We start from the raw sequence: 13,460 nt of genomic DNA on the forward strand, positions 1-13,460 counted from the left end.
CGGAGCCCCCATGACCGCCAAGCATTCAGGCGCGCGGGCTCCGGCCCCCGCGCCCGCCGGCCCTTTGCCGGCCAATGCGTCTCCCGCCGAGCGCGTGCAATGGCTGCGCGCCGAGCTGGAACGCCACAGCTATCAGTATTACGTGCTGGATGCGCCGACCGTTCCCGATGCGGATTACGACGCGCTGTTCAGCGAGCTGCAGGCGCTGGAGACCGAACATCCCGACCTGCTGACCGACGATTCGCCGACGCAGCGCGTGGGCGGGGCGCCGCTGGCCGCGTTCGATACCGTGCGTCACCGCGTGCCGATGCTGTCGCTGAACAACGGCTTCGAGGACGAAGACGTGGTCAATTTCGACCGCCGCTGCGCGCAAGGGCTGGGCAAGACCAGCGTCTCGGCGCCGGCCGATGACCTGTTCAGCGCCGCCGACGCGGCGGACAGCGCCGTCGAGTATTCGTGCGAACTGAAGTTCGATGGCCTGGCCATGTCGCTGCGCTACGAGGACGGCAAGCTTGTGCAGGCCGCCACGCGCGGCGATGGCGAGACGGGCGAGGACGTGACCGTCAATGTGCGCACGATCAAGGCCATTCCGCTGAAGCTGCGCGGCAAGGCGCCGGCCGTGCTGGAAGTGCGCGGCGAGGTGTTCATGTATCGCGCCGATTTCGACAAGCTCAACGCGCGCCAGGCCGAGGCCGACGAGAAGACCTTCGTCAATCCGCGCAATGCCGCGGCCGGTAGCCTGCGCCAGCTGGACCCCCGGATCACCGCCAAGCGCCCGCTGTCGTTCTTCGCCTATGGCATGGGCGAATTGCAGGGCGCCGACCGGCCGGCCACGCACAGCGTGATGCTGGACGGGTTTGCCACGCTGGGTCTGCCGGTTTGCGACGAGCGTCGCGTGGTGAAGGGCGCGCAGGGGCTGCTGTCGTTCTATCGCGATATCGGCGAGCGCCGCGACCAGTTGCCATACGACATCGACGGCGTGGTCTACAAGGTCAATGCCATCCCCGAACAAGAGCAGCTGGGCTTTGTCTCGCGCGCCCCGCGCTTCGCGCTGGCGCATAAGTTTCCGGCCCAGGAGATGACGACCACGGTCGAGGATATCGAGGTGCAGGTGGGCCGTACCGGCGCCATCACTCCCGTGGCGCGGCTGGCGCCGGTGTTCGTCGGCGGCGTGACCGTGACCAACGCCACGCTGCACAACGAGGACGAGATCCGCCGCAAGGATGTGCATATTGGCGATACGGTGATTGTTCGCCGTGCCGGCGACGTGATACCCGAGGTGGTGGCCGTGGTGCTGGAACGCCGGCCCGCCGACGCCCGCGCGTTTGTGATGCCGACCGCGTGCCCGGTGTGCGGGTCGCATGTGGAGAAGCTCGAGGGCGAGGCCATTGCCCGCTGCACGGGCGGACTGATCTGCGCGGCCCAGCGCAAGCAGGCGCTGATCCACTTCGCGCAACGCCGCGCGATGGATGTGGATGGCCTGGGCGACAAGATCGTCGAACAGCTGGTGGACATGGGCATCGTGCGCACGCCGGCCGATCTCTACAAGCTCGGGGTGGCCAAGCTGGCCGCGCTGGACCGCATGGCGGACAAGTCGGCCACGAACCTGGTGGCGGCCATCGACAAGTCCCGCGAGACCACGCTGAACCGGTTCATCTTTGCGCTGGGCATCCGCCACGTGGGCGAAGCCACGGCCAAGGACCTGGCCAAGCACTTTGGCAAGCTCGACAACTTGCTGGCTGCCGACGAGGCTGCGCTGCTCGAAGTCAACGACGTGGGTCCGGTGGTGGCGCAATCGATCGCCAATTTCCTGGCCGAGCCGCACAACGTCGAGGTGATCGAACAGTTGCGTGCCGCAGGCGTACACTGGGCCGAATCGGAGCCCACGGCAAGGGCGCCGCTGCCGCTGGCCGGCAAGACGGTCGTGCTGACCGGCACGTTGCCGACGCTGTCGCGCGAGGACGCCAAGGAAAAGCTGGAGGCCGCCGGTGCCAAGGTGGCCGGGTCCGTATCGAAGAAAACCGACTACGTGGTGGCCGGTGCCGAAGCGGGCAGCAAGCTGGAAAAGGCGCAGGCGCTTGGTGTGCCGGTGCTGGATGAGGACGGCATGCTCAAGCTGCTGGCCGACGCCGGGGCGGATGCCCCCGACAACGGAGAACCGCAATGATCCGCGACATTCTGAAGATGGGCGATGCGCGGCTGCTGCAGCAGGCGCGGCCCGTGACACAGTTCAACACGCCCGAACTGCGGCTGTTGATCGACGACATGTTCGACACGATGGAACACGCCAACGGTGCCGGCCTGGCCGCGCCGCAGATCGGCGTGGACCTGCAGGTGGTGATCTTCGGCTTCGATCGCAACCCGCGCTATCCCGATGCGCCGACGGTGCCCAAGACCGTGCTGATCAATCCGGTGCTGGAGCCGTTGTCCGTCGAGATGGAAGACGGCTGGGAGGGCTGCCTGTCGGTGCCGGGCCTGCGCGGCGTGGTGCCGCGTCATACCCGGCTGAAGTATTCGGGCTTCGACATGCTCGGCAATCCGATCGATCGCGTGGCCGATGGCTTCCATGCGCGGGTGGTGCAGCACGAGTGCGATCACCTGATCGGCGTGCTGTATCCGATGCGGGTCAAGGACTTCACGCGCTTCGGCTTCACGGAAGTCCTGTTCCCCGAGCTGCCCGCCAACTACGACGACTGAGCGGGCACCGGGTCGGCCTGAGCCTGGGTCCAGGCCCTTGGCCCTTGGCTCTTGGTGCTATTTATGCCGCCCCCGTGGCCAGCACCGGCTGGCCGTGGCGGGCGTGATAGATAGCGGCCGCCGCCACCAGCATCGTCATGAGGATCAGCTCCGCCGCCAGGCTCGTGAGCGTGGCATCGAGGTAGCTGCCGCCGTGATGGATCCGCTGGGCGAACACCGTGCCCAGCAGTGCCGAACCCAGCCCCAGCGACGCCTGCTGGACCGTGGCCAGCGCCGCGCTGCCGGCGCCGGCGTGATCGGGCGGAATGTCGGCCAGGCCGATGCGATAGAAGCAGCCCACCACCAGCGCATTGCCAATGCCGATCAGCATGGTCGGCGCCGCCAGCGAAAGCAGGTCGGGGTGCGGCCAGACATGGCGCAGCGTCCAGGCGAGTGCCGCCATGCCGGCCATCTGGATCAGGCAGCCGATCAGCAGCACGCGCGTACGACCCCATAGACCCACCACACGCGGGCTCAGCAGCGACGCCACCGAGAACGCCACGCCCAGCGGAATGAAGGCGTTGCCGGCCATCGTCGGTGTCATGCCGCCGCCGCCCTGCAGGGCCAGGGCCAGCACGAACATGAACCCGCTCCAGCACGCGTAGAACAGGATCGCCACCACAAAGCCGAAGCGCACGCTCGGCAGCCGCACCAGCGACGGTGGCAGCAGCGGATGCACCCCGCGCTGTTCCTGGCGCTTTTCAACCTGCCACAGCCATAGCGTCAGCGGGGCCGCCGCCGCCAGCGTGGCCAGCACGGGCCACGACCAGTGGAACATCGGGCCCATCGCCACTGGCAGCAGGACGGCCAGGATCACCATCGCCAGCAGCGCCGTGCCGGGGATATCCACGCCTGCTGGGTTGTCCCGCCGCGTTTCCGGAATGACGCGCGGCGACAGCCACAGGATGGCCGCGCACACAGGCAGGTTGATCAGGAACGCGTTGCGCCACCCCAGGCCGCCGATATCGGCATCCACCAGGAAGCCGCCCAGCACCTGCCCGATGATGAAGGCCACGCCACCCACCGAGGCAAACAGCGCCAGCGCGCGGGAGTGCGCGTGGCCGCGCAGGCCCACGTGGATGGTGGCCAGGATCTGCGGCACCAGCAGCGCGGCCGATGCACCTTGCAGCAACCGGGCGCCCAGCAGCACCGGCATCGATCCCGCCACGCCGCACAGCAGCGAGGCGATACCGAACAGCACAACGCCAGCATTGAACACGCGGCGGCGCCCGAAGTTGTCGCCCAGCCGGCCGCCCATGGCCAGGCAGACGGCGAACGCCACGCCATAGACGGCCACCATCAGCTCCAGCTCGGCCGGAGACGCGCCCAGCGAATGCTCGATGGGGTGCAGGGCGACGTTGACGATGGAGAAATCGATCTGCGGCAGCAACTGGCCGGCCAGCAGCACGTACAGGCCGGTGCGGCCGAGCGCGGGCGCGGCATCCGGTGCGGAAGTTGGGGTGGAAAGTGGGGTAGAGGGTGCGGGGGCTTTCATGGAATGCTGACCTCGACAAGGCGTGAGGCTGGGAGTATGGTCATGCAATCAGACTGGTACAAGAGTCCAGTTAGACTGGTATAAACAGTGTCAGGCTACACAGGAGTGCAGCATTATGAACGCGCGTCAGGAACCGAGTGCGCTATGGAGCCGGGGAGCAGACCAGGGGACAGGCCGAGGCGCAGGCCTGGAGCCGGACAACGAACCGGGTGAGTCCGCCGGCCACGCCGGCACCGGCAGGGAGGTTGAACTGGGCGCCTTCCTGCGGGCCCGCCGCGAAAACCTGGACCCGGCGCGGATCGGGTTGTCGCGCGCCGGCCGAAGCCGCACGCCGGGCCTGCGGCGCGAGGAAGTGGCCGCGATGGCCGATATCGGCATCACCTGGTACACCAAGCTGGAGCAGGGCAGGCCAATCCGTGTGTCGCCGAAGGTGCTCAATGCGGTAGCCGCCGCGCTGCAGTGCTCGCCCACCGAGACCGAGCATCTGTTTACGCTGGCCGGCCTGCAACGGCCGGCGGCGCTGGCCGGCACCTCGGTTTGCGAAACGGTGTCGGTCACCACGCAGCGCATGCTTGACCAGCTCGACCCGATTCCGGCGCTGGTGCAGAACGCCCGCTTCGACATCGTGGCGCACAACGACGCCTATTGCCGGTTGCTTGGCATGAATGTCCCGAGCCTGCCGCCCGAAGATCGCAATTGCATCTACCTGGCGCTGACGCACCCGGGCTGGCGCAAGGCCGTGCCCGATTGGGAAGGCATGGTCTGCAACATGGTGGCGATGTATCGCGCGGCGATGGCCGAGCACGTCGACGATCCGCTATGGGAGGCGCAGCTGGCGCGCTATATGGCCGTGTCCGAGAAATTCGAGCAGCTCTGGCAGCGATACCAGGTGCGCGGCATCCAGAACCACGTCAAGCGTTTCACAAATCCGGAAACCGGGGATTTCCAGCTGACCCAGACCAATTTCTGGACGGCGCCGCGCAATGGCGCGCGGCTGCTGGTGTATGTGCCGGCCGACGAACAGGCCGAAGCGGCCCTGCGAAAGCTGCCGCCGGTGCGTGTGTGAGGTGTTTTTCCCCTCTCCCACCTGTGGGAGAGGAGAAAGGGCAGGCGGCTCACATTACGACTGGTCGTAATCGGAACGCTGTGCCCTCTCCCTGAACCCCTCCCCCGCGCCGCGGTGTTCAGACCGGGGACATCGCTGACACATGTGCGAGGACATGGTTGACACATTCTAGGTCGGGGCCGTCGAGACCTGAGTGCCCTGCGGGGCGCTCAGGTCGATCTGTCCGATCCGGATGGCGCCAAACCAGAGGGCATAGATGCCATCGTGCCGTGTTTCGCGCAGGGCAATGCGTTGGCCAATGAAGGCCTTGCCAATCTTCACGCGTCGGTGCCCGATCATGATCCGGGCCGCGCTGTCTACCTTGTAGATCCGGTCGCCCGGCAGGTATTCGGGTTCGGGCAGGCTTTCGGGATACGGCACCGGACTGACCTGGTAGCGCGTAGCCGGCACCGCCATTCCCAGCGCCTCGTGCGGGCGCTCATGGTTGTAGATGGCCCGATACCGGTCAAATGCGCGTTGCGCGTCGGTGTTGTCCGCGAAGCGGCGGTACTGCAGCAATTCCGCATTGAGCGTGCGATGGAACCGCTCGTCCTTGCCCTGGGTCTGCGGGTGATAGGGCCGCGAGTGGCTGACCCGGATTCCCAGCCTGAGCAGCCATACCGTCAGCCGCGTATATCCCAGCCCCTCCTCGTCGCCACCCCATGGCGATCCGTTGTCCATGGTCATGCGCCGCGGCAAGCCATAGCGCCGAAAGACCGCTGCCAGGCACTGCTGGACCGTCGTCCCACGTTCGTCATCGCACGCATCCAGGCACAGGACATAGCGCGAATGGTCGTCGAGCAGCGTCAGCGGATGACACAGACCGCGCTCATTGCGCACATAGCCCTTGAAGTCCATCTGCAGCAGTTCGTTGGGGCCGGCATGTTCGAAGCGGTGCCACGCGCAGTGCTGGCCCGTGGCGTGTTCGGGGATCAATCCGTGGCGATGAAGGATGGAGGTAACCGTGCTCGGTGCCGGTGGATCGGCAAGGCCAAGATCGGCCAGGCGCCGGCTGATCTTGCGTCCGCCCCACGCAGGATGCTGCTCGCGCAGCTGGACCACCTGCCTCTCGATCCCGGCCCCCGTACGCTTTGCTGCGGACGCCTGGAGCGATCGCGCAGACCATCCGTGCCTTCACTCGAATGGCGTGCAAGCCATTTATAGGCAGTTTGCGGACTGACGTGAAAGCGCCGGCACAGCTCGCGACGATTGCAGCCGGGCTGGGTGGCCAACGCAATGAATTCCAGACGCAGGCTCATAGTGTCTCGTGTGTTCCAAGGCATGGTTTGAACCTCCGGACGGCAAACCGTCCGGAAGTGTCAACCATGTCCTCGCACACCTGTCACCTATGTGTCCGGTCTGAACACGCGGGAGAGGGGGGCGGGTCGTGATGATTCGCGCCGCCTCAGAATTTCTCGAACTGGCCCAGGAAGCGCCACTGGCCCGGCGGCAGGTCGCCCAGCGAGATACGGCCCATGCGCACGCGCTTGAGGCCCACCACCTTCAGTCCCACCTGTTCGCACATCCGGCGGATCTGACGCTTGCGGCCTTCGCGCAGCACAAAGCGCAGTTGCTCCTCGTTCTGCCAGCTTACCTTGGCGGGCTTCAGCGCCACGCCGTCCAGCGACAGGCCAAAGCGCAGGCGCTCCAGCTGGTCTTCGGGAAAGACGGCGCTGATGTTGCGGTCAACCAGCCCTTGCGGCGATTCCCACTCCACGCGCACCAGGTATTCCTTCTCGACGGTCGAGTCTTCGCCGATCAGGGCGCGCGCGACGCGGCCGTCCTGCGTCAGCACCAGCAGACCGGTGGAATCGATATCGAGCCGGCCCGCCGGGGCCAGGTTCTTGTGCTGCCACGGCGCAAAACGCTTGCGCGTGGGGTCTGCTTCCCACTGGTTCTCGGCCGTGAACAGCGCGGCGGCGGGCTCGTAGCCGTCTTCGGCCTGGCCGGAGACATAGCCGACGGGCTTGTTCAGCAGCACCGTCACGCGCTCGCCTTGCTCTGAGCGCGCTTCCTGGCGGATTTCGATCTCGGCGTCGGGGCGAATGCGGGTGCCCAGTTCCGTCACGGGCTTGCCGTCGACCAGCACCCAGCCCAGCGGGATCCATTCGTCGGCTTCACGACGCGAGCACAGGCCCAACTCCGACATGCGCTTGGACAGGCGGACCAGGCCATCTTCACGCGGCTCGGCCGGGGCTTGCGGCGCCGGGCGTTCGCTGCGTTCGGCGCGTACCGGACGCGCGCGGTCCGACGTATCGCTGAAGCGGCGTGCCGGCGCATTGCCACGGCGCGGCGCGCTGTCGTCACGGCGCGGACGATCCGTGCGTCCATCATCGCCAAAACGGCGCGGACGGTCGGCGCCTTCGCCTTCAAAGCGGCGCGGCCGGTCGGAACCCTGGCCTTCAAAGCGACGCGGACGATCAGCGCCTTCGCCTTCAAAACGGCGGGGACGGTCGGAACCTTGGCCTTCAAAGCGACGCGGACGATCGGAACCTTCGCCTTCAAAACGGCGGGGGCGGTCGGAGCCTTGGCCTTCAAAGCGACGCGGACGATCGGAACCTTCGCCTTCAAAGCGACGCGGACGGTCAGAGCCTTGGCCCTCGAAGCGACGCGGACGGTCGGCGCCTTCGCCTTCAAAGCGACGCGGGCGATCAGCGCCTTGGCCCTCGAAGCGACGCGGGCGGTCGGCGCCTTCGCCCTCGAAGCGGCGCGGACGGTCGGAACCTTGGCCCTCGAAGCGACGCGGACGATCAGAGCCTTCGCCCTCGAAGCGACGCGGACGGTCGGAACCTTGGCCTTCAAAGCGGCGCGGACGATCAGCGCCTTCGCCTTCAAAGCGACGCGGACGGTCAGATCCTTGGCCCTCAAAGCGACGCGGGCGGTCGGCGCCTTCGCCTTCAAAGCGACGCGGGCGGTCGGAGCCTTGGCCTTCAAAACGGCGTGGGCGGTCGGAGCCTTGGCCTTCAAAGCGGCGCGGACGATCAGCGCCTTCGCCTTCAAAGCGACGCGGGCGGTCGGAGCCTTGGCCCTCGAAGCGGCGCGGACGGTCGGTGCCTTGGCCTTCAAAACGACGCGGACGATCGGCGCCTTGGCCTTCAAAACGACGCGGACGATCGGCGCCTTGGCCTTCAAAACGACGCGGACGATCGGCGCCTTCGCCTTCAAAGCGACGCGGGCGGTCAGACCCCTGGCCTTCAAAGCGACGCGGACGGTCAGAGCCTTGGCCCTCGAAACGGCGCGGCGCACCTTCGGCCGGCGCGGTCTTGCGCTTGTCCCGCTTGTCCTTGTCGGTCGCGCGGTCCTTGGCCTGCTTGATGCCGGTGACCACTTCCTGCACGCGCTTGCGGTTCAGGTCCGACACGCGCACCGGGCGGCTCGCCTTGCGCGGTGCGTCCGTCGTGGAGGTCTTGATGCCCAGCGTCTTGCGGCCGGGCTTGTTGCTGTCTGTCATATCTTTCCAAGCGCTCGCGCGCCGGCCATCGGAGGATCAGATGGCCAGTGCGTCGAGCAAATCCTGTTCCACTTGAATCTGCAATCGGTTGTCGGCGGCCAGCGGCGAGCCGTCGACCAGGAACACGTCTTCCACGCGTTCGCCGAGCGTGTTGATGCGCGCCGAATGCACGGACACGCGATATTTGGCCAGTACGCGGGCCAGCGCGTAAAGCAGGCCGGTGCGGTCGTTGGCCGACACCGACAGCAGGTAGTACTGGCCGCGTTCGTCGGGACGCAAGTCCACTCGCGGCTTGATCGGGAAGCTGCGCGACTGGCGCGACAGCCGGCCCTGCGTCGGATCGGGCAGGGGGCATTCCAGCCGCACGCGCTCGGCCAGTTCATGCTCCACCAGCGCGAGGATGTCGCGGTAGTCGCCGTCCAGGCCGGGGTCGGTGATCTGGAAGGTGTCCAGCGCGTAGCCGTCGCGCGTGGTCTCGATCTTGGCGTCCTGGATCGAGAACGCCTTGCGCTCGAAATAGCCACAGATGCGCGCAAAGAGGTCGGGCTGGTCCTTCACGTACACCACCACCTGCAGCCCTTCGCCGGCGGGCGATACGCGTGCCTTGACCACCGGGTCGACGCTGTTCACCTTGTTGAACAGGTGTCGCGTCACCCAGGCGATGTCGCGCGCATCGTGCCGCATGAAGAACGACATGTCCAGCCGGCTCCAGAGCGGCTTGGCCAGTTCGGGGTCGAAGGCCTTCAGGCGCAGCTGCGCGATGGTGTCGTCGCGCTTCTGTGCCCAGAGCGAATGCTGGTCGATCCTGGCGCCGCCCAGCACGCGCAGCGTGATGCGGTACAGGTCTTCCAGCAGCTTGCCCTTCCAAGCATTCCACACCTTGGGGCTGGTGCCGCGGATATCGGCGACGGTCAGCAGGTAGAGCGCCGTCAGGTAGCGCTCGTTGCCCACTACCTGGGCGAACGCGTTCACTACGTCGGGGTCGGTCAGGTCCTGCTTCTGTGCCACATGGCTCATCGTGAGGTGGTTTTCCACGAGCCAGGCGATCAGGTCGGTGTCTTCGCGCGCAATGCCATGCTGCTTGCAGAAGCGGCGCGCGTCGACGGTGCCAAGCTTCGAGTGATCGCCGCCGCGGCCCTTGGCGATATCGTGGAACAGCGCCGCCACCCACAGTACCCACGGGCGGTCGAAGCCGGCCATCAGCTGGCTGCAGAACGGAAATTCGTGCGTGTGCTCGACAATCGCGAAGCGGCGCATGTTGCGCACCACCATCAGGATGTGCTGGTCCACGGTGTACACGTGGAACAGGTCGTGCTGCATCTGGCCGACGATGCGGCGGAAGTTGATCAGGTAGCGCCCCAGCACGCTGGTCTGGTTCATCAGCCGCAGCGCGTGCGTGATGCCCTGCGGCTCCTGCACGATGGCCAGGAACAGCTTGCGGTTGACGGGGTCGTTGCGCCAGCTGGCATCCATCACCGTGCGCGCGTTGTACAGCCCGCGCAGCGTGCGCGGCGACAGGCCCTTCACGCCCGGGGTGCGCTCGTACAGCAGGAACGTTTCCAGGATCGCGTGCGGGTTCCGCTCGTACAGGTCGTCGCTGGTGATTTCCAGCATGCCCTGGCGCTCCACGAAGCTATCGTTGATCACGCGCGTGACCTTGGACTCGCTCGGGAACAGCATCGCCTCGATGTTCAGCAGCAGCACGCTGTTCAGCTGCGTGACCGCCTTGGCCGCCCAGTAGTAGCGGCGCATCAGCTGCTCGCTGGCGCGCTTGTGCGTGGTCTGGCGATAGCCGAACGACTCGGCCAGCGCGGTCTGCAGGTCGAACACCAGCACGTCCTGCCGGCGGCCCGCCAGCAGGTGCAGGCGGGCACGGATGGTGCGCAGCAGACGTTCGTTGCGGCTCAGTTCCTGCGACTCGCGCTCGGTCAGCAGGCCGCGTTCAAACAGTTCCTTCCAGCTGTCGCCCAGGCCGGCCGCCTTGGTCATCCACAGGATCACCTGCAGGTCGCGCAGGCCGCCGGGGCTTTCCTTGCAGTTCGGCTCCAGCGCGTAGGGCGTGTCCTGGTACTTGGCATGGCGCTGGCGCAATTCCAGCAGCTTGGCCTGGAAGAAGTCGGCCGCATCCATGTCGGCCTGGTAGCGTTCCTGCAGCGACTGCAGCAGTGTCTTGCTGCCGGTCAGCAGGCGCGCCTCGAGCAGCGCCGTGCGGATGGTGATGTCGGCCGCCGACTCGCGGATGCAGTCGTCCACGGTACGCACCGACGAGCCGATTTCCAGCCCCAGGTCCCAGCACAGGCCGATGAAGCGCTCCAGCCTGGCGGCCGTGTCGCTGTCGGGCTCGCCGGGCAGCAACAGCAGCACGTCGACATCGGAATACGGAAACAGCTCGCCACGGCCATACCCGCCCACGGCGACCAGCGCGGCGGAGGCGGGCAGTTCCAGGGCGGTCCAGGCCTCGATCAGCGCGGCGTCGACGGCGCGACGCAGCTTCGTCACCAGTGGCGTGACCAGATTGTTGGCGTCGAACTCGGCAAACAGCGCCTGCTTGTCGGCCTTGAGCCTGTCGCGAATGCGCTGGCAGAGCAGAAGTTCCGGCGTGGTGTCCATGGGCGGCGGTTCGAGGGTAGGCGTGGGCACGGCTGGAAGAAGAAAGGGCGCCTTGGTGGGCGCCCTGGCGTTCGGTGCGGGTTCAGGCCGCCACGGTGTCGGTGATGAACGCGGGCGGCACGGGCGAACCTTCCGACAGCGTCAGCACTTCGTAGCCGGTGTCCGTCACCAGCACCGTGTGTTCCCATTGGGCCGACAGGCTGCGATCGCGCGTCTTGACCGTCCAGTGGTCGGGCATCGTACGGATATCGCGCTTGCCGGCGTTGATCATCGGCTCGACCGTGAAGATCATGCCGGACTTGATTTCCATGCCGGTGCCCGGACGGCCGTAATGCAGGATCTGCGGATCCGAGTGGAACACCTTGCCGATGCCGTGGCCGCAGTATTCGCGCACCACGGTGTAGCCCGCGCCTTCGGCATGGGTCTGGATGGCGTGGCCGATGTCACCCAGACGTGCGCCATTGCGCACTTGTTGGATGCCCTTCCACATGCATTCATAGGTAATCTGCGCCAGGCGCTTGGCCAGGATCGATGCCTCGCCCACCACGAACATGCGGCTGGTGTCGCCGTAATAGCCTTCCTTCGTGATGACTGTGATGTCCAGGTTGATCACGTCGCCGCCCTTGAGCACGCGGTCGCCCGGGATGCCGTGGCAGATCACGTCGTTGACCGACGTGCAGATGGCGCCAGGGAAGGGCGGGTAGCCCGGCGGCGCGTAGTTCAGCGGGGCCGGCACGGTTCCTTGTACATCACGCATGTAGGCGTGGCAGAGGCGGTCCAGTTCTCCGGTCGTGACGCCAACCTTGACGAAGGGGGTGATGTAGTCGAGGACTTCGGAGGCAAGGCGGCAAGCCACGCGCATTTGGGCGATGTCTTCGGCGGTATTGATATGGATGCTCATGCTGCTTCGCCTGAAATGTGATGGCCCAGCCGCAGCTGCGCCTTTACTGTTCGCAAAGCGGGATTATCTCACCTTCGTGACGAGAAAGCAGGGAAATACGGGGGGAGGCTGGCCCGGCGGACGCGGATCGGCCGTTCGCGTGCGGTTGCGAAGGGGCTTGAGGGAAGGGCTGCTTTGTTGCTACAATCGCGGGCTGACTTGCTGACGGTCCGGAAACGAACTGCTGCGGGTTGGAAATTATCGCTGTTTTTAGTAAATCGCTGGTCCGCCCATCCGGGGTGTTCCTTTTCAGGAATGTCGGGGCGGACTTCAGACCCTAACCCTTTTGGAGTAACTCACATGTCCGTGACCATGCGCGAAATGCTGGAAGCCGGTTGCCACTTTGGCCACCAGACCCGCTTCTGGAACCCGAAGATGGCCCCCTTCATCTTCGGTCATCGCAACAAGATCCACATTATCAACCTCGAAAAGACCCTGCCGATGTTCCAGGACGCGCTGAAGTACGTGCGTCAGCTGGCAGCAAACCGCGGCACCGTGCTTTTCGTGGGTACCAAGCGTCAGTCGCGCGAGATCCTGGCTGAGGAAGCCGGCCGCGCTGGCATGCCGTACGTCGACGCCCGCTGGCTCGGCGGCATGATGACGAACTTCAAGACCGTCAAGATCTCGATCAAGCGCCTGAAGGACATGGAAGCCGCCAAGGAAGCCGGCGCGCTGGAAACCATGAGCAAGAAGGAAGCGCTGATGTTCGAGCGCGAGATGGAAAAGCTGGAAAAGTCCATCGGCGGCATCAAGGACATGGGCGGCGTTCCTGACGCCATCTTCGTGGTGGACGTCGGCTACCACAAGATTGCCGTGACCGAAGCCAACAAGCTGGGCATCCCCGTGATCGGCGTGGTTGACACGAACCACACGCCGGAAGGCATCGACTACGTGATCCCGGGCAACGACGACTCGAGCAAGGCTGTTGCCCTGTACGTGCGCGGCGTGGCCGACGCCATCCTGGAAGGCCGTGCGAATGCGGTGCAGGAAGTGGTGGAAGCCGTTCGCGGCGGCGACGACGAATTCGTCGAAGTCCAGGAAGGCTGATTGCCTGCTGGCGCTTGAGGCCGGGATACACCGGCCACTGGCGCCCGCCTTGCGGCAACCAAGAAAAGGGGGCACT

The 13,460-nt window shown here is 66.1% G+C and carries 8 protein-coding genes and 1 pseudogene; 4 read left to right on the forward strand and 5 right to left on the reverse strand.

All coding sequences use genetic code 11. From position 1 onward, the window contains the following. The first annotated feature begins 10 nt into the window (after window positions 1-10). Together ligA and def are read left to right on the forward strand one after the other, a co-directional pair. Window positions 11-2,167 carry an NAD-dependent DNA ligase LigA gene (gene ligA / locus CYJ10_RS25235; protein WP_101684185.1) on the forward strand — a complete coding sequence of 719 codons (2,157 nt, stop codon included), beginning with the start codon at window positions 11-13 and terminating at the stop codon, window positions 2,165-2,167. Then, the gene (gene def / locus CYJ10_RS25240) at window positions 2,164-2,697 is read left to right on the forward strand and encodes a peptide deformylase (RefSeq protein WP_101684186.1); all 534 of its coding nucleotides are present in this window, start codon (window positions 2,164-2,166) and stop codon (window positions 2,695-2,697) included. Before ligA ends, def begins: the two co-directional genes overlap by 4 nt. A gap of 61 nt (window positions 2,698-2,758) precedes the next feature. Here the strand turns inward: def and CYJ10_RS25245 are convergent, their stop codons facing one another. After that, window positions 2,759-4,231: an MFS transporter gene (locus tag CYJ10_RS25245; RefSeq protein WP_101684187.1), complete on the reverse strand. Its 1,473-nt coding sequence runs from the start codon at window positions 4,229-4,231 to the stop codon at window positions 2,759-2,761. 115 nt (window positions 4,232-4,346) lie between these two features. Between CYJ10_RS25245 and CYJ10_RS25250 the strand changes: the two genes are divergently transcribed. Next, the gene (locus CYJ10_RS25250) at window positions 4,347-5,297 is read left to right on the forward strand and encodes a helix-turn-helix transcriptional regulator (protein WP_101684188.1); all 951 of its coding nucleotides are present in this window, start codon (window positions 4,347-4,349) and stop codon (window positions 5,295-5,297) included. Between the two features lie 168 nt (window positions 5,298-5,465). On the opposite strand, the pseudogene CYJ10_RS25255 reads toward CYJ10_RS25250, so the two are convergent. From CYJ10_RS25255 to map, 4 genes and pseudogenes are all read right to left on the reverse strand, one after another. After that, window positions 5,466-6,619 (reverse strand): annotated as a pseudogene (locus CYJ10_RS25255) (IS481 family transposase). Window positions 6,620-6,741: 122 nt separating this feature from the next. Further along, window positions 6,742-8,787: a pseudouridine synthase gene (locus CYJ10_RS35345; RefSeq protein WP_101684189.1), complete on the reverse strand. Its 2,046-nt coding sequence runs from the start codon at window positions 8,785-8,787 to the stop codon at window positions 6,742-6,744. A 36-nt stretch (window positions 8,788-8,823) separates the two neighbouring features. Next, complete coding sequence (locus CYJ10_RS25265) at window positions 8,824-11,397, reverse strand: [protein-PII] uridylyltransferase (protein WP_101684190.1); 2,574 nt, start codon at window positions 11,395-11,397, stop codon at window positions 8,824-8,826. An 82-nt stretch (window positions 11,398-11,479) separates the two neighbouring features. Beyond that, window positions 11,480-12,298: a type I methionyl aminopeptidase gene (gene map, locus CYJ10_RS25270; RefSeq protein WP_101684191.1), complete on the reverse strand. Its 819-nt coding sequence runs from the start codon at window positions 12,296-12,298 to the stop codon at window positions 11,480-11,482. Window positions 12,299-12,637: 339 nt separating this feature from the next. Here map and rpsB point away from each other — a divergent pair, with 339 nt between their 5' ends. Next, window positions 12,638-13,384 (forward strand): 30S ribosomal protein S2, encoded by a 747-nt coding sequence (gene rpsB, locus CYJ10_RS25275; protein ID WP_101684192.1) that lies wholly within the window; start codon window positions 12,638-12,640, stop codon window positions 13,382-13,384. Window positions 13,385-13,460: the final 76 nt, after the last annotated feature.

The sequence above is a fragment of the Cupriavidus pauculus genome (assembly GCF_002858765.1).
GTDB classification, from domain to species: Bacteria; Pseudomonadota; Gammaproteobacteria; order Burkholderiales; family Burkholderiaceae; genus Cupriavidus; species Cupriavidus pauculus_B.

Excerpts from the sequence above, each read along its gene's own strand:
- map (WP_101684191.1), bottom strand. The coding sequence starts at position 12,298 with ATGAGCATCCATATCAATACCGCCGAAGACATCGCCCAAATGCGCGTG.
- CYJ10_RS25245 (WP_101684187.1), bottom strand. The coding sequence starts at position 4,231 with ATGAAAGCCCCCGCACCCTCTACCCCACTTTCCACCCCAACTTCCGCA.
- def (WP_101684186.1), top strand. The coding sequence starts at position 2,164 with ATGATCCGCGACATTCTGAAGATGGGCGATGCGCGGCTGCTGCAGCAG.
- rpsB (WP_101684192.1), top strand. The coding sequence starts at position 12,638 with ATGTCCGTGACCATGCGCGAAATGCTGGAAGCCGGTTGCCACTTTGGC.
- CYJ10_RS25265 (WP_101684190.1), bottom strand. The coding sequence starts at position 11,397 with ATGGACACCACGCCGGAACTTCTGCTCTGCCAGCGCATTCGCGACAGG.
- CYJ10_RS25250 (WP_101684188.1), top strand. The coding sequence starts at position 4,347 with ATGAACGCGCGTCAGGAACCGAGTGCGCTATGGAGCCGGGGAGCAGAC.
- CYJ10_RS35345 (WP_101684189.1), bottom strand. The coding sequence starts at position 8,787 with ATGACAGACAGCAACAAGCCCGGCCGCAAGACGCTGGGCATCAAGACC.
- ligA (WP_101684185.1), top strand. The coding sequence starts at position 11 with ATGACCGCCAAGCATTCAGGCGCGCGGGCTCCGGCCCCCGCGCCCGCC.